Annotated in this window: 26 protein-coding genes; 13 read left to right on the forward strand and 13 right to left on the reverse strand. The window is 65.9% G+C overall.

Annotated elements, in window-relative coordinates:
* Positions 1 to 83: 83 nt before the first annotated feature.
* The 6 genes from L1965_RS05570 to L1965_RS05595 all read right to left on the reverse strand — a co-directional run bounded on the left by L1965_RS05570 (position 84) and on the right by L1965_RS05595 (position 4,618).
* A complete protein-coding gene (locus L1965_RS05570; protein WP_235755410.1) occupies positions 84 to 470 on the reverse strand; it encodes a rhodanese-like domain-containing protein in 387 nt (128 codons plus the stop codon).
* Positions 467 to 1,375, reverse strand: coding sequence for an MBL fold metallo-hydrolase (locus L1965_RS05575; RefSeq protein ID WP_235755411.1), 909 nt, complete (start codon positions 1,373 to 1,375; stop codon positions 467 to 469). Before L1965_RS05575 ends, L1965_RS05570 begins: the two co-directional genes overlap by 4 nt.
* A 116-nt stretch (positions 1,376 to 1,491) precedes the next feature.
* Positions 1,492 to 1,932 (reverse strand): DsrE family protein, encoded by a 441-nt coding sequence (locus L1965_RS05580; protein ID WP_235755412.1) that lies wholly within the window; start codon positions 1,930 to 1,932, stop codon positions 1,492 to 1,494.
* Positions 1,933 to 1,945: 13 nt separating this feature from the next.
* Entirely contained in the window at positions 1,946 to 2,908 is a 963-nt protein-coding gene (locus L1965_RS05585; RefSeq protein WP_235755413.1) for an SLAC1 anion channel family protein, read from the reverse strand.
* A gap of 30 nt (positions 2,909 to 2,938) precedes the next feature.
* Positions 2,939 to 3,292, reverse strand: coding sequence for a DUF5368 domain-containing protein (locus L1965_RS05590; RefSeq protein ID WP_235755414.1), 354 nt, complete (start codon positions 3,290 to 3,292; stop codon positions 2,939 to 2,941).
* Between the two features lie 3 nt (positions 3,293 to 3,295).
* Positions 3,296 to 4,618 carry an NAD(P)/FAD-dependent oxidoreductase gene (locus tag L1965_RS05595; RefSeq protein ID WP_235755415.1) on the reverse strand — a complete coding sequence of 441 codons (1,323 nt, stop codon included), beginning with the start codon at positions 4,616 to 4,618 and terminating at the stop codon, positions 3,296 to 3,298.
* Between the two features lie 262 nt (positions 4,619 to 4,880).
* Here L1965_RS05595 and rpsF point away from each other — a divergent pair, with 262 nt between their 5' ends.
* The 4 genes from rpsF (at position 4,881) to bmt (ending at position 7,278) form a co-directional block, all read left to right on the forward strand.
* Positions 4,881 to 5,255: a 30S ribosomal protein S6 gene (rpsF, locus tag L1965_RS05600; protein WP_235755416.1), complete on the forward strand. Its 375-nt coding sequence runs from the start codon at positions 4,881 to 4,883 to the stop codon at positions 5,253 to 5,255.
* Between the two features lie 15 nt (positions 5,256 to 5,270).
* Positions 5,271 to 5,498: a 30S ribosomal protein S18 gene (gene rpsR, locus L1965_RS05605; RefSeq protein WP_042247758.1), complete on the forward strand. Its 228-nt coding sequence runs from the start codon at positions 5,271 to 5,273 to the stop codon at positions 5,496 to 5,498.
* A 14-nt stretch (positions 5,499 to 5,512) separates the two neighbouring features.
* Complete coding sequence (gene rplI / locus L1965_RS05610; RefSeq protein ID WP_235755417.1) at positions 5,513 to 6,109, forward strand: 50S ribosomal protein L9; 597 nt, start codon at positions 5,513 to 5,515, stop codon at positions 6,107 to 6,109.
* A 158-nt stretch (positions 6,110 to 6,267) separates the two neighbouring features.
* Positions 6,268 to 7,278 (forward strand): betaine--homocysteine S-methyltransferase, encoded by a 1,011-nt coding sequence (gene bmt / locus L1965_RS05615; protein WP_235755418.1) that lies wholly within the window; start codon positions 6,268 to 6,270, stop codon positions 7,276 to 7,278.
* Between the two features lie 10 nt (positions 7,279 to 7,288).
* Here bmt and L1965_RS05620 read toward each other — a convergent pair whose 3' ends face one another.
* Complete coding sequence (locus tag L1965_RS05620; RefSeq protein WP_235755419.1) at positions 7,289 to 8,368, reverse strand: PA0069 family radical SAM protein; 1,080 nt, start codon at positions 8,366 to 8,368, stop codon at positions 7,289 to 7,291.
* 142 nt (positions 8,369 to 8,510) lie between these two features.
* Here L1965_RS05620 and L1965_RS05625 point away from each other — a divergent pair, with 142 nt between their 5' ends.
* Together L1965_RS05625 and yghU are read left to right on the forward strand one after the other, a co-directional pair.
* Positions 8,511 to 9,215, forward strand: coding sequence for a corrinoid protein (locus L1965_RS05625; protein ID WP_235755420.1), 705 nt, complete (start codon positions 8,511 to 8,513; stop codon positions 9,213 to 9,215).
* 160 nt (positions 9,216 to 9,375) lie between these two features.
* Positions 9,376 to 10,239, forward strand: a complete 864-nt coding sequence (gene yghU / locus L1965_RS05630) for a glutathione-dependent disulfide-bond oxidoreductase (protein ID WP_235755421.1) — start codon at positions 9,376 to 9,378, stop codon at positions 10,237 to 10,239.
* Between the two features lie 77 nt (positions 10,240 to 10,316).
* Here the strand turns inward: yghU and ilvC are convergent, their stop codons facing one another.
* Positions 10,317 to 11,339 (reverse strand): ketol-acid reductoisomerase, encoded by a 1,023-nt coding sequence (ilvC, locus tag L1965_RS05635; protein ID WP_235755422.1) that lies wholly within the window; start codon positions 11,337 to 11,339, stop codon positions 10,317 to 10,319.
* 129 nt (positions 11,340 to 11,468) lie between these two features.
* Here ilvC and L1965_RS05640 point away from each other — a divergent pair, with 129 nt between their 5' ends.
* From L1965_RS05640 to L1965_RS05650, 3 genes are all read left to right on the forward strand, one after another.
* Positions 11,469 to 11,924, forward strand: a complete 456-nt coding sequence (locus tag L1965_RS05640; protein ID WP_235755423.1) for an Lrp/AsnC family transcriptional regulator — start codon at positions 11,469 to 11,471, stop codon at positions 11,922 to 11,924.
* Positions 11,921 to 12,388, forward strand: coding sequence for an Lrp/AsnC family transcriptional regulator (locus L1965_RS05645; RefSeq protein ID WP_235755424.1), 468 nt, complete (start codon positions 11,921 to 11,923; stop codon positions 12,386 to 12,388). Before L1965_RS05640 ends, L1965_RS05645 begins: the two co-directional genes overlap by 4 nt.
* Positions 12,389 to 12,457: 69 nt before the next feature.
* Positions 12,458 to 13,192 (forward strand): MauE/DoxX family redox-associated membrane protein, encoded by a 735-nt coding sequence (locus L1965_RS05650; protein ID WP_235755425.1) that lies wholly within the window; start codon positions 12,458 to 12,460, stop codon positions 13,190 to 13,192.
* Positions 13,193 to 13,242: 50 nt separating this feature from the next.
* Here the strand turns inward: L1965_RS05650 and ilvD are convergent, their stop codons facing one another.
* The 4 genes from ilvD to L1965_RS05670 form a co-directional block, all read right to left on the reverse strand.
* The gene (ilvD, locus tag L1965_RS05655) at positions 13,243 to 15,081 is read right to left on the reverse strand and encodes a dihydroxy-acid dehydratase (protein ID WP_235755426.1); all 1,839 of its coding nucleotides are present in this window, start codon (positions 15,079 to 15,081) and stop codon (positions 13,243 to 13,245) included.
* Between the two features lie 260 nt (positions 15,082 to 15,341).
* Positions 15,342 to 16,538 carry a UbiH/UbiF family hydroxylase gene (locus tag L1965_RS05660; protein WP_439332057.1) on the reverse strand — a complete coding sequence of 399 codons (1,197 nt, stop codon included), beginning with the start codon at positions 16,536 to 16,538 and terminating at the stop codon, positions 15,342 to 15,344.
* A gap of 75 nt (positions 16,539 to 16,613) precedes the next feature.
* Complete coding sequence (locus L1965_RS05665; protein ID WP_235755427.1) at positions 16,614 to 16,799, reverse strand: hypothetical protein; 186 nt, start codon at positions 16,797 to 16,799, stop codon at positions 16,614 to 16,616.
* Positions 16,800 to 16,848: 49 nt separating this feature from the next.
* Complete coding sequence (locus tag L1965_RS05670) at positions 16,849 to 17,514, reverse strand: pyrimidine 5'-nucleotidase (RefSeq protein ID WP_235755615.1); 666 nt, start codon at positions 17,512 to 17,514, stop codon at positions 16,849 to 16,851.
* 65 nt (positions 17,515 to 17,579) lie between these two features.
* On the opposite strand from L1965_RS05670, the gene L1965_RS05675 reads away from it, so the two are divergent.
* Genes L1965_RS05675 through L1965_RS05690 form a run of 4 tightly spaced genes read left to right on the forward strand, consistent with a single transcriptional unit; the run spans position 17,580 to position 19,762 of the window.
* Positions 17,580 to 18,209, forward strand: coding sequence for a GntR family transcriptional regulator (locus L1965_RS05675; RefSeq protein WP_235755428.1), 630 nt, complete (start codon positions 17,580 to 17,582; stop codon positions 18,207 to 18,209).
* Positions 18,202 to 18,492: a hypothetical protein gene (locus tag L1965_RS05680; RefSeq protein WP_235755429.1), complete on the forward strand. Its 291-nt coding sequence runs from the start codon at positions 18,202 to 18,204 to the stop codon at positions 18,490 to 18,492. Before L1965_RS05675 ends, L1965_RS05680 begins: the two co-directional genes overlap by 8 nt.
* Positions 18,489 to 19,112 (forward strand): DNA-3-methyladenine glycosylase family protein, encoded by a 624-nt coding sequence (locus L1965_RS05685; RefSeq protein ID WP_235755430.1) that lies wholly within the window; start codon positions 18,489 to 18,491, stop codon positions 19,110 to 19,112. The genes L1965_RS05680 and L1965_RS05685 overlap by 4 nt, the downstream gene beginning before the upstream one ends.
* Positions 19,109 to 19,762, forward strand: a complete 654-nt coding sequence (locus tag L1965_RS05690; RefSeq protein ID WP_235755431.1) for an alpha/beta hydrolase — start codon at positions 19,109 to 19,111, stop codon at positions 19,760 to 19,762. Before L1965_RS05685 ends, L1965_RS05690 begins: the two co-directional genes overlap by 4 nt.
* 78 nt (positions 19,763 to 19,840) lie before the next feature.
* On the opposite strand, the gene L1965_RS05695 is transcribed toward L1965_RS05690, so the two are convergent.
* Positions 19,841 to 20,296, reverse strand: a complete 456-nt coding sequence (locus L1965_RS05695; RefSeq protein WP_235755432.1) for a VOC family protein — start codon at positions 20,294 to 20,296, stop codon at positions 19,841 to 19,843.
* Between the last annotated feature and the right edge of the window lie 171 nt (positions 20,297 to 20,467).

Genomic DNA, 20,467 nt, shown 5'->3' on the forward strand with positions numbered 1-20,467 from the left:
CATGTCACGGAGGTGACCGAACGCCGCAACGGCGCTGCCGGCAGGGTGCGCGGACCACGGATGGAAAAAGCGTTGAGCAGGACTTATTCGCGGGCCGAATCGACCCTTTGCGGCGCGCCGCTCGACATGTCGGTGCCGATATAGCTCTTGCCCGCCTCTTTCCACGCCGCAAAGCCGCCTTGCATATGGGCGATCTTCGCGTGTCCGGCCGCCAGCAGCGAGCGGGCCACGTTCTCGGACCGTTTGGACGATCCGCAGTAGAAGACCAGCGGCTTGCTATCCGTCGAAGGCAGCCGATCGGGGCGGATCTGGCCCATCGGAGCCAGAAGCGCGCCGTCGATATGCTCGAACATGTATTCCTGGGCGGTGCGGACGTCGATCACGGCGATGTTGCCCTTGTGCAGCGCGTCGTGGACTTCGTCCACGGTCCATGTTTCCAGCACGCCGTGCCCGGTGTCTTCGCTCTTCATGACGATGGCTCCTCGAATTTGTTGGCCGGTATCTTGAAGTAACTCTGCCCGTCCGCTTCGGGTTCAGGCAGGCGGCCGCCGCGCAGATTGACCTGCAAGGCGTGCAGCATCCGGTCGGGCAGGGCGAGGGTCGCGTCGCGGTCGTCGCGGATCTTCATGAACGCCTCGCGACCGACGCCGCCACCGACATGGGCGTTATGGGCCTTTTGCTCTGCCACGGTCGATTCCCAGGCAGGCTCCTCGCGCTCGCTGGTGCCATAGTCGTGGCCGATGAAGACCCGTGTGTCGTCGGGCAGGGACAGGATCGACATCAGGCTGTCGTAAAGCTCGCTGGACGAACCGCCCGGGAAATCCGCGCGCGAGGTGCCGACATCGGGCTGCATGAAGGTGTCGTGAACAAAGGCGGCGTCGCCGATGACATAGCTGATCGACCCCAGCGTGTGCCCGGTATGCAGCATGACGCGCACCGGGATCTCGCCCAGCATGAATTCGTCGCCATCCGCGAACAGATGGTCGAAATCCGCACGCGGATCGAAGGCGCCGGGGGTGTTGTAGATGCCCTCCCACAGATCCGCGATTTCAAGCACCTTCTCGCCAATGGCGTTCTGCACCCCGGTCTGCTGTTTCAGCCAGGCCGAATCCATCAGGTGATCGGCATGCGGGTGGGTATCGAGGATCCATTCCAGCGTCAGGTCGCGCCGCGCGATCTGGTCCAGCGCCCATGCCGCCGCGTCGTGGCGGGTCGAGGCGCTGCGCGGGTCGAAATCCTGCACCACGTCGATCAGGGCGGCCTTCCTGGTGGCCGGGTCCCAGACCAGATATTGCGCGCTGCCGGTCGGCTGGTCGTAGAAGCCGACGACATGGGGCGATCCGCTGCCGCGCGGTGGGCTTTCCTTGCTGAACATGGGTCCTCCGGTTCTTGATATAGATTTTATGGAATATAATCGGCCGCGGGCGAAATGAAAGGGCGGCCGCGTATCGCGACCGCCCCGACTCGTGACCATACTCGACTCGTCAAACTCTAGAAGCTCAGCACGACACTTCCGGGACGGATAAGTTCATCCGCCATCGCATCGGGTCTGGCGGGGGTCACACCCTCGACCAACGCCTCGGGACCTTCGCCGCGGCCGGGCAGGTATATCGCACAGACCTGCGCCTGAACGCCGGCCTCCTGGACCATCTTCAGCATCAGCCCCTGCGGCGAGGCGTCCTTCGGCGGCTGGCCCTGGGTCGCGCTGGCCGGCGCGTCCTTCAGCGCGATGTCGGCAGCCGGACCGCACAGCAGGATGCTGGCCTCGGCGCCCTTGGCAACCGCGTTCGCGGTCAGGACCATCGCCATCAACTGGGTCTGCGGCTCGGGCGCGGTCAGGATGGTGATGACGCGGGGCGTGTCGGGCTGTTGCGCGACGGCCAGCGCGGGCAGAAGCGCCAGCACGGCGGCGACAATCGTGGATTTCTTCATGAAATCGTTCTCCTCATTCGGGTTGGCAGATTTCCCCCGCCAGAATGGCGCGGAACGTGCGCCACAGCAGCGCAAGGATCAGGGCGGACAGCACGCCCGTCAGGGCCATGCCGATGTCGCGATGCAGGGGCGATGCCGCGACCTCGGCATGCAGCAGGCTGGCGATTGCCAGCGCGGCCACCGGAAAGCTGAGCGCCCAGAAGGACAAGGCGAAGGGCAGCCGCATGATGCGCGGCAATTGCGTGGCCACCAGCGCCGCGAACACATAGCCCAGATTCAGCAGGACATGGCCGAAGGCGTCGTTCCCGTCGGTCAGCCGCACCCAGGCGATATAGGCGACGGCGGGCGGGGCGATCAGGATGACCAGCGTCGGCTGCAACCGGCCGGGCAGCGGATCGTGAAAGATCAGCCGGTTGAAGACCACGGTCAGCAGCATGATCCAGAAGATCATGCCCGCCGAAAAGAACAGCCAGCTGGTCTCGGTCCAGCCCAGCTGCGCTCCGGCGACCGGCACGATGACATTGCCGACCGCGGGGATGAACCATGCCGGCGAGATATGGCCATGCTGGAAGCTGCGCGCCCCGATCCAGCCCGAGACGACGGCGAGGGTCAGCGCGCCCTGCCCGATCGTCCCCACCAGCCAGACCAGCGCCGCGGTCCGTGGCAGCACCGGCAGCATCGCCGTCGCCAGGATCAGGATCGAGATCGTGATCGTTGGAAAAAACGCCAGCCGCACCGGGTGATGCCATTCCGACGCGACCGCTGCCGGATGGCGCAGGATCTTCGCCAGATAGAGCCCGGCCACCGCCAGGAAAACCAGCGACGTCAGCGCCAGCGCGCCAAGATGCAGGGACGACGCCGCGCCGAAGCCCGCGCGCAGCGCCAGGGTCAGCCCGCCCAGACCCATCGTGGTCGCGAAGAAGGTGATCGGGAAATGCTCCAGGCGGCTCGGCACCGCCGTCGAGATGTCGTTCATGGCGTGTTCCATCCTCTTGCCGCCAGCCGTTCAGGCCGGGGGTCTGCGCCGGGCCAGCCCGCCAAGGGCATAGGCCCACATCACCGCGCCGACCCCGCCCCAGATGCCCAGGCCAAGCAATGCGATCCAGTCGATCGGCCCGCCGATATCGGTCAGCCGCGAACTGGTCATCCACAGCATGAAACCGACCATGGCGATCGCGCCGGGGGGAAACCACAGCTGCGCCAGCAGGAACCGGCGCGAACTGACACCGCCATCGCGCCAGAGCGTCCACAGAAACAGGCCGGTGATCGCCAGCGCCAGCAGCACCAGAAGCCAGAAGGTCAGCCGGCCGAAGATCTCTTCGGACACGGCGATCAGGGTTTCGACGGTCAGATCCTCCATCGTTCAGGCCTTTCCGCGCAGCATGGCGTTGTAGGTGGGCTTGAGGGCGATTTCCTTCATCAGCCAGCTGACCCACAGCTCTTCGAGGGGCGCGATGATGCCGGGGAAGGACGGTGTCAGGTTGTTGTCGTAGTCGAACTCGACCAGCATCGCCCGGCCGATCCGGGTGATCAGCGGACAGGAGGTGTAGCCGTTATAGCGCTGCGTGCCTTCGCGTCCCTGGATGTCCGCGACAAGGTGATCCTCGACCACCGGCACCTGCCATTTGACCGAGGCTGCCGTCTTGCCCTTGGGCACGCCATTGATATCGCCCACGCCGAAGACATTGGGATATCGCAGATGACGCAGCGTGGCGGGATCGACCTCGATCCAGCCCTGGTCGGTCCATCTGTCCCCCCAGGAGAGGCCGGCATCCCGCACGACCTGAGGTGCCCGTTGCGGCGGGATGACGTTGATGAAGTCGTAGTCCAGAGACGTTTCGCCCTCGGGCGTGTCAAAGACGGCTTGCCGCGCGGCGGGGTCCACGGCCTTCAGCACATGGTTCCAGCGGGTATCCACGCCGCGATCGCGATAGAGCAGCTTGACCTTCTCGTTCACGATCGGGACCGAGAACAACGTGTCATTGTGGGCCGCATAGATGAGGTTGCTGTCGGCGCGTGTGCCACGGCGGCGCGCATAGTCGTCGGTGATGAAGGTGTATTTCAGCGGCGCGCCGGCGCATTTCATCTCGGTCGGCGGGCGTCCGAACAGGGCGGTGCCGCCTTTCCGCGTGAAGTCGTCCATCGCACGCCAGGTCGCCGCGGCGTGTTCGGGGCCGGCATAGACCGCGCCCAGACCGTTCTGGCCGACCTGCGCCAGATCGAACCCCTCGATCGCGGCCCAGTCGAGGACCAGGCCGGTGGCGAGAATCAGGTAATCATAATCCAGCGCGTGACCCGACACCGTGGTCACACGCTGCGCCACGGGATCGATCGAGGCCGCGTATTCGGGAAGCCAGGTGATGCCCTCGGGCAACCAGAGGTCCGTGGCGCTGACCGAATAGGCGGCCGGCTTCAGCCCGGCCGCGATCAGCGTGAAGCCCGGCTGATACCAGTGATCCTTGCGGCCATCCACGATGGTGATGCTGGCGCCCTCAAGCCGCGCGGCGAGGCGGTTTGCGATCGCAGCGCCGCCTGCCCCCGCGCCCAGGATCACGATCCGCGCATTGCTGGCCACACGCGAAGCCGCCGCCCGCGCCGGGCCGGGCAGCACCGCGGCCGCGCCGCCGGCGGCGGCCAGTCCCAGCACGCTGCGCCGGTTCAATCCGGCAGTATCGAGGCGACGCATGTTCCCTCCGTAGCTTTCATATATTAAATTGAGAATATGATTTTCGGGCAGCGGCGACATTGATCTGTGTCAAGCGGCGCAGCGTTGCCCTGCGCGAAGACCGCAACGCAGACCCCGCGCCCCGAATTGCCTTGCATCCGCAGCGCTTGCCGATATAAGGCCGCATCCTTCCGCCGAGATCTTGCAACCGCGCAACCTCTCGTGGCGGGTGCGGAAGGTCTGATCCCGCCTATGAAGTGCGCCCGATGATGAAAGGATCGCCATGCCTCTGTATGAGCATGTGCTGATCGCCCGCCAGGACCTGTCGAACACGCAGGCCGAAGGGCTGATCGAACATTTCTCGACCATTCTCGCCGATAATGGCGGCAAGGTCGTGGACAATGAATACTGGGGTGTCCGCACCCTCGCCTACAAGATCAACAAGAACCGCAAGGGCCATTACGCCTTCATGCGCAGCGACGCCCCGTCGGACGCCGTTCAGGAGATGGAGCGTCTGGCACGCCTGCATGATGACGTGATGCGCGTGATGACCATCCGCGTGGACGAGCATCAGGAAGGCCCCTCGGTTCAGATGCAGAAGCGCGAAGAGCGTGGCGACCGCCGTGGCGATCGCGGCGATCGTCGCGACCGCAACTAAAAAGGATCTTAGGACATGGCGAACAAACCGTTTTTCCGCCGCCGCAAGGTCTGCCCGTTCTCGGGCGATAACGCGCCGGCGATCGACTACAAGGACACCCGTCTGCTGCAGCGCTATATCAGCGAACGCGGCAAGATCGTGCCCTCTCGCATCACCGCCGTCTCGGCCAAGAAGCAGCGCGAGTTGGCCCGTGCCATCAAACGCGCCCGCTTTCTTGCCCTGCTGCCCTATGTCGTGAAGTAAGGAGGACCGAGAACATGCAAGTCATCCTGCTGGAACGCGTGGCCAAGCTGGGCCAGATGGGCGAAGTGGTGAAGGTCAAAGAAGGCTTTGCACGCAACTTCCTTTTGCCCCAGGGCAAGGCTCTGCGCGCATCCGACGCCAACATCGCCGCTTTCGAGGATCGCAAGATCCAACTGGAAGCCCGCAACGCCGAATCCAAGGCGGAGGCCCAGAAGGTCGCCAGCAAGCTGGACGGTGAAACCTTCGTCATCATCCGCTCGGCTTCCGATTCGGGCGCGCTTTACGGTTCGGTCACGACCCGTGACGCCGCCGACACCGCGACCGAAGCCGGCTTCACCGTCGACCGCAAGCAGGTCGTCCTGCGCGCTCCGATCAAGGATCTGGGCCTGCATGACGTCACCGTCGTGCTGCACCCCGAGGTCGAGGCGACAATCACGCTGAACGTTGCCCGGTCGAACGAAGAAGCCGAACTTCAGGCACAGGGCAAGTCGATCCAGGACCTGGCCGCCGAAGCCGATGCCGAGGCCGAATTCGAAATCTCCGAGCTGTTCGACGATATCGGCGGCGCCTCGGCGGACGAAGACGGCGCTTCGGACGACGATCGCAACTGATCCTTGCGGATCGGGACGTTTTCTGGGCCGCGCCGGGCAACCGGCGCGGCCCTTCGTTCGTTCGGGGACAAATTGTTTCTTCGTCGCGGACCGTTTACGCTGTCGCAGGGTGCTGATAGCCCAAGGCCCACGCCGCCGACCGTTCAAGAGGAACTTCCATGACCGACCCGCTGAGCGACCTTCTGAAAACGCGCGACTGGCTGCTTGCCGACGGGGCCACGGGCACCAATCTTTTCAACATGGGACTCGAGGCCGGCGAGGCCCCGGAATTATGGAACAGCGACCAGCCGGACAGGATCCGCGCGCTGTATCGCGGCGCGACCGAGGCGGGGTCGGACATCTTCCTGACCAACAGCTTCGGCGGCAATGCCAGCCGCCTCAAGCTGCACAACGCCGAGAATCGCGTCGGCGAGCTGAACCGGATCGCGGCCGAGCTGGGGCGGGAAATCGCCGACGCCGCCGGACGCAAGGTGATCGTCGCCGGCAGCATCGGTCCCACCGGCGACATCATGACCCCGATGGGCAGCCTGACGCACGAAAGCGCCGTCGAGATGTTCCACGAACAGGCCGAGGCGCTGAAGGCCGGCGGGGCGGATGTGCTGTGGGTCGAGACGATCAGCGCCGCCGAAGAGTTCATGGCTGCCGCCGAAGCCGCAAGGCTGGCGGACATGCCCTGGTGCGGCACGATGAGCTTTGACACCGCCGGGCGGACAATGATGGGTGTGACAGCAGCCCAGCTTTCGGCGCTGGTCGAAAGGCTTCCCAATCCGCCCGTTGCCTATGGCGCGAATTGCGGCGTCGGGGCGTCCGACCTGCTGCGCACGGTGATCGGTTTCGTCGCCTCGGGCAACGAACGTCCGATCATCGCAAAGGGCAATGCCGGCATCCCGCGCTTCGAGGCAGGCCATATCCATTATGACGGCACGCCCGAACTGATGGCCGATTACGCCTGCCTGGCGCGCGATATGGGCGTCAGCATCATCGGAGGATGCTGCGGCACCATGCCGGACCATCTGCGCGCCATGCGCGCCGCGCTGGAAAGCCGCCCGCGCGGCGACCGCCCCTCGCTTGAGCAGATCGCCGAAAGGCTGGGCGGGTTCAGCTCGACCGGCGATGGAAGTGGCGATGACGGCCCGACGCGCGAGCGGCGCGGACGCCGCCGGGGCTGAGCGCGGCCCGCTAGAACAATGACAGCTGGTCGCCGCTGCGCGGCGGCGCGCCAAAGCGGCTGCAATCCAGCGCGGGTCCGCCCTCACGGTATCCCAGCCGCTTGCGCGCCAGCCGAAAGCGATTGCGCGCCAGTTGCGCCTCGACGCCCTCGCCCATGAAGCGGTGACCAAAACGCGGATCGTTGTCGCGCCCGCCACGCATGGCCTGAACACGGTTCATCACATGCGCCGCCATGGCTGGTCGGTGGCGTTCCAGCCAGTCGCGGAACAGCGGTGCGACCTCGTGCGGCAGGCGCAGCGCGATCATGCTGGCAGTGGTCGCCCCGGCCTCGCGCGCCGCCGACAGGATCGCCTCGATCTCTGGCTCGGTCAGGACCGGGATCACCGGTGCGACCATGACGCGGACGGGCACGCCGGCGCGCGCCAGTTCGCGGATCATCCTCAGCCGTGTCGCCGGGGTAGGGGCGCGCGGTTCCAGCGCGCGCGCCAGGCCGGCATCCAGCGTGGTCACGCTGATCCCCACGGCGGCCTGGTCCCTTGCCGCCATCTCGGCCCACAGGTCCAGATCGCGCAGCACGGTCTGCCCGCGCGTCACCAGCGTGACGGGATGGTTCCAGTCGCGCAGCACACGCAGGATACCGGGCATGATCGCCAGCCGGGACTCGATCGGCTGATAGGGGTCTGTGTTCGTCCCCAGCGCAATCGGCGCGGGCCGATAGGACCGCCGCCCAAGCTCGCGTTCCAGAAGCCTCGCCGCGTCGGGCTTGGCGGTGATCCTGGTTTCGAAATCCAGTCCCGGCGACAGCCCCAGATAGGCATGGCTGGGCCGCGCATAGCAGTAGATGCAGCCATGTTCGCAGCCACGATAGGGATTGATCGAGCGGTCGAAGGAAATATCGGGCGAGGAGTTGCGGGTGATGATGCTGCGGGGCGTCTCGTTGACGACCTCGGTCCGCAGCAGATGCGGCTCCTCGGCAAGGTCCCAGCCGTCGGATTCACGCTCGCGGCGATAGGGCTCGAACCGCCCGCCTGGCCGGGTGTCGGCGCCTCGGGCCTTGACGGTTTCATCGGGATCACGCGGTGGCAACATGACCGCAGACTAGAACATAAAAGGAACACCCGCCAGAGATTCGTGCGGCACGTCGCCCGTGAACCGCAAGATGTCGCTTTGCTGCATGTAGAAAACGTCAATCGCCAGCATCCAGACGGGGCAACCCAGCAGGAGTCGGACCATGGCAGCCGGAGACGACGAGATCATCCTATCGGAACTCAGCGATGAGGAACTGGTCCAGCAGATGATGGACGACCTCTATGACGGCCTGAGGGACGAGATCGAGGAAGGCGTCAACATCCTGCTGGAACGCGGATGGACGCCCTATGACGTGCTGACCAAGGCGCTGGTCGCCGGGATGACCATTGTCGGGCATGATTTCCGGGACGGCATCCTGTTTGTTCCCGAAGTGCTTCTGGCCGCGAACGCCATGAAGGGCGGCATGGCGATCCTCAAGCCGCTGCTGGCCGAGACCGGCGCGCCGAAGATGGGCAAGATGGTGATCGGAACCGTCAAGGGCGACATTCACGACATCGGCAAGAACCTGGTTTCGATGATGATGGAAGGCGCGGGTTTCGAAGTGGTCGATCTGGGCATCAACAACCCGGTCGAGAACTATCTCGAGGCGATCGCCCGCGAAGAGGCCGACATCCTCGGCATGTCCGCCCTGCTGACCACGACCATGCCCTACATGAAGGTCGTCATCGACACGATGAAGGAAAAAGGCATCCGCGACGATTATATCGTGCTGGTGGGTGGCGCTCCGCTGAACGAGGAATTCGGCCGGGCCATCGGCGCCGACGCCTATTGCCGCGATGCCGCCGTGGCGGTCGAGACGGCAAAGTCCTTCATCGCCCGCAAGCACAACCAGCTATCCGCCGGCTGATCCAAGGCGGGTGCCTGCGACTCTCGGATGGGCCCGGCGGAGATTGTCCCGCCGGGCCCGTCGCATTCTCGCACAGTCCCGATGCAACGCCTGATGCGTTGATCTTTGCGGCGATGGCACACATGTTTCAGGGCAGCAAAGCGATCAGACAGGACATGTGATGAACGACGACTATATTCCGCCCAAGGTCTGGACCTGGGACAAGGGCAGCGGCGGCGAATTCGCCAGCATCAACCGGCCCGTCGCCGGACCCACCCATGACAAGCCCCTGCCGGTGGGCAAACATCCGCTGCAACTTTATTCGCTGGCCACGCCCAACGGCCAGAAAGTCACCATCATGCTGGAAGAACTGCTCGAGGCCGGGCATGACGCCGAATACGACGCCTGGCTGATCCGGATCGGTGACGGCGACCAGTTCGGCAGCGGCTTCGTCGAGGCGAACCCGAACTCCAAGATCCCGGCGATGATGGACCATTCGGCCTCTCCGCCAAGGCGGGTTTTCGAATCCGGCGCGATCCTGCTCTACCTGGCGGAAAAATTCGGCGCCTTCCTGCCACGCGATCCCGTCGCCCGCACCGAGACGCTGAACTGGCTGTTCTGGCAGATGGGCTCGGCACCGTTCGTCGGCGGCGGTTTCGGGCATTTCTATGCCTATGCGCCGGTCAAGATCGAATACGCGATCGACCGCTATGCGATGGAAACCAAGCGGCAACTGGACGTGCTGAACCGGCATCTCGCCACGAATCGTTTCATGGCCGGAGACGATTACAGCATCGCCGACATGGCCATCTGGCCCTGGTATGGCCGGCTGACGACGGGCGGGGTCTACAATGATGCCGATGTGTTCCTGGACGGTGCGAGCTACGACCATGTGCTGCGCTGGACGCGCGAGATTGCCGCCCGCCCCGCGGTCAAGCGCGGCATTATCGTCAACAAGACCTCGGGCGACCCCGCCAGACAGCTTTGGGAACGCCACGACGCCTCGGATTTCGCGCTGCGGACGCAGGACAAGCTGTCCGACTGACGGCGGCGAAGAAAGGGGGCCGGCGGCCCCCTCCTCCGTTCCGGCAGATCAGGTTGCCGACCATCGCGAGACGCGGATCAGTTGCGGGCGCGATCGACCATCTTGCCCTTGCTGATCCACGGCATCATCTCGCGCAGCTTGGCGCCGACCTGCTCGATCTGGTGCTCGTCATTGATGCGGCGGGTCGCCTTGAAGGACGGCTGCCCGACGGCATTTTCCTGCATGAAGTCGCGCACGAACTTGCCCGTCTGGATGTCACGCAGCACCGCCTTCATGCGGGCCTTGGTCTCGTCATAGGGAAGGATGCGCGGGCCCGACACGTATTCGCCGTATTCCGCGGTGTTCGAGATCGAGTAGTTCATGTTGGCGATGCCGCCCTCATAGATCAGGTCGACGATCAGCTTGACCTCGTGCAGGCATTCGAAATAGGCCATTTCCGGCTCGTAGCCGGCCTCGACCAGCGTCTCGAAGCCCATGCGGATCAGTTCGACCAGACCGCCGCACAGCACCGCCTGCTCGCCGAACAGGTCGGTCTCGCATTCCTCGCGGAAATTGGTCTCGATGATGCCCGATCGACCACCGCCGATCGCCGAGCAGTAGGACAGGCCCAGATCCATCGCCTTGCCGCTGGCATCCTGATGCACCGCGACCAGACAGGGCACGCCGCCGCCCTTGACATATTCGCCGCGCACGGTGTGACCTGGCCCCTTGGGTGCCATCATGATGACATCGACGCCGGGCTTCGGCTCGATCAGTCCGAAATGGACGTTGAGCCCGTGGGCAAAGGCGATCGCCGCGCCCTCGCGCAGGTTGTCATGGACGTATTTCTTGTAGGTTTCCGCCTGCAATTCGTCCGGCATGGTGAACATGATCAGATCGCACCATGCGGCGGCCTCGGCGATGCCCATCACCTTCAGCCCCTCGCCTTCGGCTTTCCTGGCCGAGGCGCTGCCCTCGCGCAGGGCGACGACGACATTCTTCGCACCCGAATCGCGCAGGTTCAGCGCATGGGCGTGACCCTGGCTGCCATAGCCGAGGATGGCGACTTTCTTGTCCTTGATCAGGTTCACATCGCAATCGCGATCGTAATAAACGCGCATGAGCAGGTCCTTTCTTCTTTGATGGCCGTCTTTCTATCGGCCTGATGCCACCGCGCATGTTCATTCTTCGCGGGATATGCAAGACAGACAAGAAGATCATGCCGTTCCGTCACCCAAGGTGAAAAATTCATGCTCGATGCGACCGATCGCCGAATTCTGCGACACCTGCTGGCCGACCCTGACGCCGCCAATGCCCGTCTGGCCGAGCGCGCGGGCGTCACCACGGCCAGCCTCTGGCGACGGCTCGACAGGCTGCGCGAGTCCGGTGTGATCGCGGCGATCCAGTCCCGCATCGACTGGCGGGCCCTGGGATGGGAGGTTCAGGTCAGCCTGCGCTTCACGCTGGACAAGACCGATCCACGGGCCTTCGACAATTTCATCGCCGCCGCGCGCGAGGTGCCCGAAGTGACCGAGATCCAGACATTCCTGGGCAGCGTTGACCTGCGTCTTTCGGTCATCGCGCGCGACATGGGCCACTGGCAGCAGATCTATCGCGACCGCATCCTGACGCTGCCGCATGTCTTGGACAGCGATGCGCTGATGCTGGTCTCGACCATCAAGGACAGCGCCGAGCTGGCGCTATGAGCGGGCTTGACGCCACCGATCTGGCAATCCTGCGGATCCTTGCGGCGGACGCCACCAGAAGCGCGGCCGAGGTGGGGCGCGCGGTCGGGATCGGCCAGCCTGCCGCCTGGCGGCGGATCCGCAAGCTGACCGATCAGGGTATCCTGGCCGGCCGCCGGGTGGTGGTGGACAGTGCCGCCGTGGGCTTTGGCGTGACCGTTTTCCTTGGCGTGCGCCTTGCCGCGAAGGGCCGCACCAGCCTCGAGGATTTCGAACGCGCCGTGACCGCCATCCCCGAGGTCCAGACCGTCCAGCATGTGCTGGGACAGTTCGACTATCGTCTGCGAATCACCGCCCGCGACATCAGCGATTTCGAGCGGATCCTGCGCCGGCGGATCATGACGCTGCCGGGCGTGGGCCAGGTCGAGGCCAATGTCATGCTGTCCGAAGAGCGTCGGCCCGGCCCGCTTGGCGCGCCGGCCTGACCGCGCGACGCCGGAACTTTGGCGCCCTGGTCATCGTTGGATCCGGGCTCGCAACGAAAGACGCTTCTGATGACAAAGACCGCACGCCTCTACCGGATGATGATGCCCGGCCACCGCTGCCCCTTCGGCCAGAAGTCGAAATGGCTGCTGGAGCGGAATGGCTATCAGGTGGAAGATCACACGCTTCGCAGCCGCGAAGAGACCGAACGCTTCATGCAGGAGCACGGGGTCGAGACCACGCCCCAGACCTGGATCGGGGATCGGCGCATCGGCGGCTATGATGATCTGCGTGCCCATTTCGGCAATCCGCTGCCCAAGAAGGGCGCGACGAGTTACAAGCCGGTGATCGCGATCTTTGCCGTATCGGCGCTGATCGCGCTTGCGATCGGCTGGTTGATGGGCGGGCCGGTCTGGATGATCCTGCCGCGCTTCGCAGCGACCGCAATGGTGCTGCTGGGGCTGCAAAAGCTTCAGGACGTGGAAAGTTTTTCCACCATGTTTCTGAACTACGATCTGCTGGCGCAGAAATGGGTTCCCTATGGTTATGCCTATCCGTTCCTGGAAACCGGCGCTGGCCTGCTGATGATCGCCGGGCTGTTGCCGTGGCTGTCCGGCCCCGTGGCACTGTTCATCGGCGTCGTGGGTGCATGGTCGGTGTACCGCGCCGTCTATATCGAAAAGCGCGAACTGAAATGCGCCTGCGCCGGTGGCAACAGCAATGTTCCTCTGGGTTTCGTCTCGCTGACCGAGAATCTGGTGATGATCGCCATGGGGATCTTTACCATCGCAAGGGCGCTGAGTTAGGCGCCGTTCAGCGGACCGACGCCACGCTCCCGACCGCGCCTGCCACCCGATCAGTCAGGCACAACCCTCACCGCACCCCTGGCGGCGCTGGTCGCCATCGCCGCATAGGCACGCAGCGCGGTCGAAACCTTGCGCTGGCGCGGCCTGGCGGGCTTCCAGCCCTCGGCCTCGCGTCGTTCACGGCGGGCGGCCAGTGTCGCGTCATCGACCGCCAACTCGATCACCCGGTTGGGGATGTCGATCCTGATCAGGTCGCCCTGTTCGACCAGCCCGATCGTGCCGCCCTCGGCCGCCTCGGGCGAGACATGACCGATGGACAGCCCCGACGACCCGCCCGAGAAACGGCCATCCGTCACCAGCGCGCAGGCTTTCCCCAGCCCCTTGGATTTCAGGTAGCTGGTCGGATACAGCATTTCCTGCATCCCGGGCCCGCCGCGCGGACCCTCGTACCGGATCAGGACCACCTCGCCTTCCTTGACCTTGCCGGTCAGGATGCCTGACACGGCGTCGTCCTGGCTTTCGAAGATATGGGCCGGGCCGGCGAAGACCAGGATCGATTCGTCCACCCCCGCCGTCTTCACGATGCAGCCATCCTCGGCCAGATTCCCGTAAAGCACCGCCAGGCCGCCATCCTGCGAGAACGCGTGCCCGGCGCTGCGGATCACGCCAGCTTTGCGGTCCAGATCGACCGCGTCATAGCGGCGGTCCTGCGAGAACGCGGTCTGGGTGGGCACCCCGCCCGGCGCGGCGCGATAGAAGTCATGGACGCTGGTCGAATCGGTGCGCACCACGTCCCAACGCTCCAGCGCCTGCGCCAGCGTCCCCGAATGGACGCTGCCGACCGAGCTGTCCAGCAGACCGGCCCGGTCCAGCTCGCCCAGGATCGCCATGATCCCGCCGGCGCGGTGGACGTCCTCCATATGCACATCCGACTTGGCCGGCGCGACCTTGCACAGCACCGGCACCTGCCGCGACAGCCGGTCGATGTCGGACATGGTGAAATCCACCTCGCCCTCATGCGCGGCGGCCAGCAGATGCAGAACCGTGTTTGTCGACCCGCCCATCGCGATATCCAGCGTCATGGCGTTGCTGAAGGCGCTGACGGTCGCGATGTTGCGCGGCAGTACCGAGGCATCCTCGCCCTCGTAATACCGCCGCGCCAGATCGACGATCAGGTGCCCGGCCTCGACGAACAGCCGCTTGCGGTCCGCATGGGTGGCAAGCGCCGAGCCGTTGCCGGGCAAGGACAGGCCCAGAGCCTCGGTCAGGCAGTTCATCGAATTGGCGGTGAACATGCCCGAACAGCTGCCGCAGGTCGGGCAGGCCGCGCGTTCGATCGCCTGCACATCGGCGTCGGTCATGGTGTCGTCGGCGGCGGCGACCATTGCATCGACCAGATCCAGCGCCTTGATCCGGCCGTCCTCCAGAACGACCTTGCCGGCCTCCATCGGGCCGCCCGACACGAAGACGACCGGGATGTTCAACCGCAGCGCCGCCATCAGCATGCCCGGGGTGATCTTGTCGCAATTGGAGATGCACACCATCGCGTCGGCGCAATGGGCGTTGACCATGTATTCGACCGAATCGGCGATGATCTCGCGCGAAGGCAGCGAATACAGCATCCCGTCATGGCCCATCGCGATGCCGTCATCGACGGCGATGGTGTTGAATTCCTTGGCGATGCCGCCCGCCGCCTCGACCTCGCGCGCGACCAGCTGTCCCAGATCCTTCAGATGGACATGGCCTGGCACGAACTGCGTGAAGCTGTTGACGATTGCGATGATCGGCTTGCCGAAATCGCTGTCCTTGACGCCGGTCGCGCGCCACAATCCGCGCGCGCCCGCCATGTTGCGGCCATGGGTCGTGGTACGGGAACGATAGGCGGGCATGGCTGGTCTCCTCTGGCTGGCGCGCGGTCTATCACCCCGTGGCAGCGAAGGAAATTGCCGAAATCTTGCCGCGCGCGCGTCGCGCGGATCGGTCTCACGCGGACAGCTTCGTGACGCGGGGTCGTCCTCGCCCGGCCCGGAAAGGCCCCGATCCCGGATTTCAAGCGGGCCGCCTCGCCGTTCAGCGTCGCCCCGGCTGGGGGTCCGGGGGGAGCGAACGCCCCCGGCGATCGCGGGACGCAAACTGCCGGGTCGCCGCCTCAGCGCATCCCCAGCCCGGCGCGCATCATCAGTCGCCGCACCGGCGCGATACCGTAAAGCCCGCCCAGCGCCGCGGCCCGCAGATCCCGCAGCGGCCTGAGCGACGCCTGGCTGGCCCGGTTCAGCGCATCGATGCCCAGCAGTCGCGCATAGGCCTCGGGCCGGCGGGACCGGTCATAGCTGGCCAGGCTGGCGGCGCTGCCGGGATCGGCGCGCGACAGCTCGATCAGCGAGGAAAGGTCCGCCAGGCTCATGTTCAGACCCTGCGCGCCGATCGGCGGCACGACATGCGCGGCCTCGGCGATCAGGGCGGTCCGTTTGCCGCAAAAGCGATCCGCGATCTGGCTGATGATCGGCCAGCAGGTCAGCGCCGTGGCCTGTGTCAGGGGACCCGCAACACCCGCCGACCTCGCGTTCAGGGCGGTCTCGAATTCATCGCGAGGCAGTGCCTGAAGCCGGGCGATCTCGCGACCGTTCTCCATCCACACGACCGCCGAGCATGGCCGGCCATCCCGGTCCGGCAGCGGCACCAGGGTGAAGGGTCCGCCCGAGCGGTGGATCTCGGTCGAGATGTTGTGATGAGGCCTCTCATGGGTGACGGCGAAGGCCAGCGCCTTCTGACCATAGCGAAACCGCCGCACGCCGATCCCCAGCGCCCGGCGCACCGGCGAGTCGCGGCCGTCGGCGGCGATCAGCAGGCGGGCCTGGACACGCCGCCCATCCGACAGCGTGACAAGCGCCGCCTCGTCGCGGGCAAGGACCTCTGCCGCGCCGGTGCCGGGCTGAAAGCGCACCGTCTGCAACTGGTCCAGCCGGGCCGCGATCTCGCGCCGCAGCAGCCAGTTCTGCAGGTTCCAACCGAACGGCTGGTCGCCGATCTCGGCGGCGTCGAATTCGCGGCTCAGACGCGGCTCGGGGCGCGCGCCGCCGGCATCCACGATTCGCATGACCTGAAGCGGCGTGGCAAAGTCCGCCAGCCGGTCCCACAGGCCGATGCGGTCCAGCAGCGCCACCGACGGCGCCAGAAAGGCCGTGGTCCGCAGATCGGCGCCCTCGGCCGCTTCGGCCGTGATCGGCGGCGCGGGATCGACGCACAGCACCGAAAACCCCTCGGCGCCAAAGGCTGCCGCAGCGATCAACCCGGCGATGCCGCCGCCCGATACGAGAATGTCGACCTTTTCCAGCCCTGCGCTCATCTCCGGCCTCTTTCTGCACGCCCGGCGAGCATGCCCTGCGGCTGTGCCGGGGACCAGCGGACGCGCTGTCGCAGCCTAGTTGCCGGAGGTGAAGGTCAGCATGATGGCGAACACGACAAGCGTCAGCGCGATGCCGATCAGGCCAAGCGCCGGCAGGCCGAACGTCCAGACCAGCAGCGCCGCGATCACCAGGACGACCAGCACGGCAAGATAGATGCGGATGGCAAGGCGGGTGCTGTCGGGCGCGGAATCTTCGGTCATGTTCACGGATCCTAGAGAGCTGGCGCGTTCGTCGTGCATAGTGCCCGTTTCAGACGACGGGCGCAATCGCATGCAGGAAAGACACCAGATCGTCGGTGCGATGCCGCACATGTCCGTCCGGTGTCCCGCAATGCGCATCCGGGCCCTGACGCCCCGCACCGACCAGAACGGTCTGCATGCCAAGCTGGTGGGGCACCTCGAGGTTGCGCGGGTCGTCCTCGAAAAACGCCGCGCGGGTCGGATCGATGCCCGCATGCGCGATGACGGCCTCGAAGGCGGCGCGCCGGGGCTTGGGGTGGAAGCCCGTTTCCTCGACGCCATAGACCGCCTCGAACAGATCCAGACCGCGAGCGTCCAGCACCTTGCGGGCATAGCGGGAATCGGCATTGGTGTGGACAATCTTGCGCCCCGGAAGGGCAGCGATCGCGGCGGCCAGTTCGGGGGCGGGCTCAAGACGCGTGAAGTCGATGTCATGAACTTCGGACAGATAGGCCAGCGGATCGATGGCATGTTCGGCCATCAGCCCGGCCAGCGTTGTCCCGTGACGGCGCCAGTAGTCGCGGCGCAGATGGTCGGCATCTGCGGTTTCCACCTTGAGCAATCGCATGACATAGGCGGTCATGCGCGCCTCGATCTGCGGGAACAGCGCCATCTCGGACGGGTAAAGCGTGTTGTCCAGATCGAAGATCCAGGCATCGACATGCGCGAAATCCATGACGGTGGCATAGCCCGGCACGGCCGCGCTTGCAATTGCCGGCCAGAGCGCCAATCGTGTCGGTCATGAAAGACGATGCCTATTCGCTGATCCTTGCCGCCATCGAGGCCGGCAGCTATCGCCCCGGCGACCGGCTGGTGGAATCCGAGCTGGCCGAGCGTTTCGGCGTGTCGCGAACCCCGGTGCGCGAGGCGCTGCAGCGGCTGGAGACCCAGGCGATGCTGGTGCGGGATGGGCGAAGCCTGATCATCGCCTCACTGGATCACAACCAGCTTTCCGAATTATACGTCGTGCGCGCCGAGCTTGAAGCGCTGGCCGCCAGACTGGCCGCGCGCCACGCCACGCCCGAGGAGGTGCGCGTGCTGGCCCAGATGGTGGATGAGGACCAGAAGGCGGTCGGCAACCCCGAGGCGCTGGCCCGCGCCAACAAGCGCTTCCACCACCAGATCCACCTGGCCTCGCATAACCGCTACCTGATCCAGCAGCTTGACCTGGTCCATCGCAGCATGGCGCTGATGGCCAAGACCTCGCTGGCCGCCGAGGGCCGGGGCGCGACCGCGTTGGCCGAGCACAGGCGGATCGTCGAGGCGATCGAGTCCGGCGATGGCGACGCCGCCGACAAGGCGCTGCGCCAGCATATCTCGATGGCGTGGGAAACCCGGCTCAAACTGGAGGCAGGATCGGATCATGGCTGAGCAGCTTTCGCGCATCGATCCCAAGAACCTGATCCGGGAAAGCTTCCGCATCGAGGGGATCGGCGCGGCCGAGTGCCGGTCGATCTTTCTGGACTGGGCGATGTCGCTGCCCCAGGACGTCGAACCGATCGCCGCGATCCGCCTGTTGCTGGATCACTACGCCCCCAAGGCCGCGCCCGGGACGCAGCCGCATCCGATGATCGCGGTCCTGGTCGCGGGCGCCCAGGCCAGCGCCGTCACACCGCGCCGCCGCGGCGGCCGGGCCGCGCGCATGGACCCGTGAGGCTGATCGAGACCGATGCCGACCTGATCGAGGGCGCCGCCCATCTGGCGCGGGTCTGCCCGGTCTGGGCCCGCGTCCTGCCCGATATCGTTCCTTTGCCGCTGCGCCGCCGGCCCGACGGGTTCGACGCCATCGCAAGCGCCATCGTCGCGCAACAGATCTCGGTCGCTGCCGCCACGTCGATCTGGAACCGGCTGGAGAATGCGGGATTGACCGCGCCCGATCGGATCGCTTCGGCCGCGGACGAGGACCTGCGCGCCGCCGGCCTGTCACGACCCAAGGCCCGCTATCTGCGCGGCATCGCCCTGGCGCGGATCGACTGGGACGGCCTGCGGGACCTGCCGGATGACGAGGCCATCGCGACGCTGGTCGCCCTGCCGGGCATCGGTGTCTGGACGGCGGAAATCTATCTGAAATTCGCGCTGGGGCGGCCGGACGCGTTCGCGGCCGGCGACCTAGCGCTGCAGGAGGCCGCCCGGATCATGTATGGGCTGACGGACCGGCCGGGCCCGAAGGTCCTGCGCGCGATGGCCGAACCCTGGCGGCCCTGGCGCGCGGTTGCGGCGCGCGGGCTGTGGGCCTATTACCGGCTGGCAAAACGACGCGAGGGAATTCGATGACGGAACTGAAATCGGCCCGCAGGGGACCGGCAAAGGCGGACGCGGTGGTGGTGTTCCTGCATGGCTACGGGGCCGACGGCGCCGATCTGCTGGGGCTGGCCGATCCGTTGTCGCCGCATCTGCCGCACACCGCCTTCCACGCCCCCGACGCACCCGAACGCAGCGTCAACAATCCCATGGGCTATCAGTGGTTTCCGATCCCGTGGCTTGACGGTTCGTCCGAGGCCGAGGCCAGGAACGCGATGGCCCGCTCGATCGCCGCGCTGGACGGCTGGCTGGACCGTGTTCTGAAAGACGAAGGGCTGAGCGCCGACCGGATGGTGGTGATCGGCTTCTCGCAGGGCACGATGATGGCGCTGCATGTGCTGCCCCGCCGGTCCGAAGCCGTGGCCGGCATCGTCGGCTTCTCGGGACGGCTGATCGCGCCGGAAACGCTTGCGGCAGAGGCCCGGGTCAAGCCGCCGGTGCTGCTGCTGCACGGCGATCAGGACCCGATGGTGCCGTTCGAGGAGATGGGGCTGGCCGGCGAGGCGCTGGAGAAGGCCGGCTTCACGGTCTATGGCCATGTGATGAAGAATACCGCGCATGGGATTTCGCCCGACGGGCTGTCGGTCGCGCTGAGCTTTCTGAAGGATCGCCTGGGCAAGTGACGCTGCCAGCCTGACGGCTGGCGGTGGCCGGGGGCCGGCCCCCGGACCCCCCGGTCACCCCTGCCTGGCAGCCGCGCTTCAGCCATGGTCCGAGGCTGGCCGCGCCCAGATTGCCGGATCGGCGAGTTCTATGGAATTGCCCGCAGGATCGCGGAAATAGATCGAGCGGGCACCGTTCGGCCAGAGGAAGTCCGCCTCGATCGCAATGCCGCTGGCGATCAGATGGCTGCGCCAGGCGTCTAGCGCGCCCGGCGAAGCGGCAAGGCAGAAATGGCCCGGCCCGGATGCACCGTGCGGGGGAACCGGCAGCCTTGCATCCGGCGCGGGCGGTCGTCGCGTCGCCTTGGCGCGGAACACCAGCAGAACCTGCGGATGGGGCTTGTCGCTGACACGAAAGAACACGTGGCGGCCGGGCACGGTCTGGAACGGGCTGAGCCCGATCACGTCGCGCCAGAACGCGGTCGCCTTGTCCAGATCGTCGGCATAAAGCGCGCTTTCCAGGGTGCCAAGCAGGGAGGGAATGGTCCGGGTCATGCACCGACCCTGCCATCGCGGCAGGCATCAGGCAATCTGTCATCGAGATGTCACCCGCAGGCGCTACTCCATTCCCGGATCGAGTACATCCGGGCGCTTGCCAGAACCGGGACGCGATATATAGTCGAAGTCACGGATCTGATGGGCGCTCCGACCTCGCATATCGGGGCA

Origin of the sequence: Paracoccus salsus (assembly GCF_021556615.1) — a bacterium.
Classification (GTDB): domain Bacteria; phylum Pseudomonadota; class Alphaproteobacteria; order Rhodobacterales; family Rhodobacteraceae; genus Paracoccus; species Paracoccus salsus.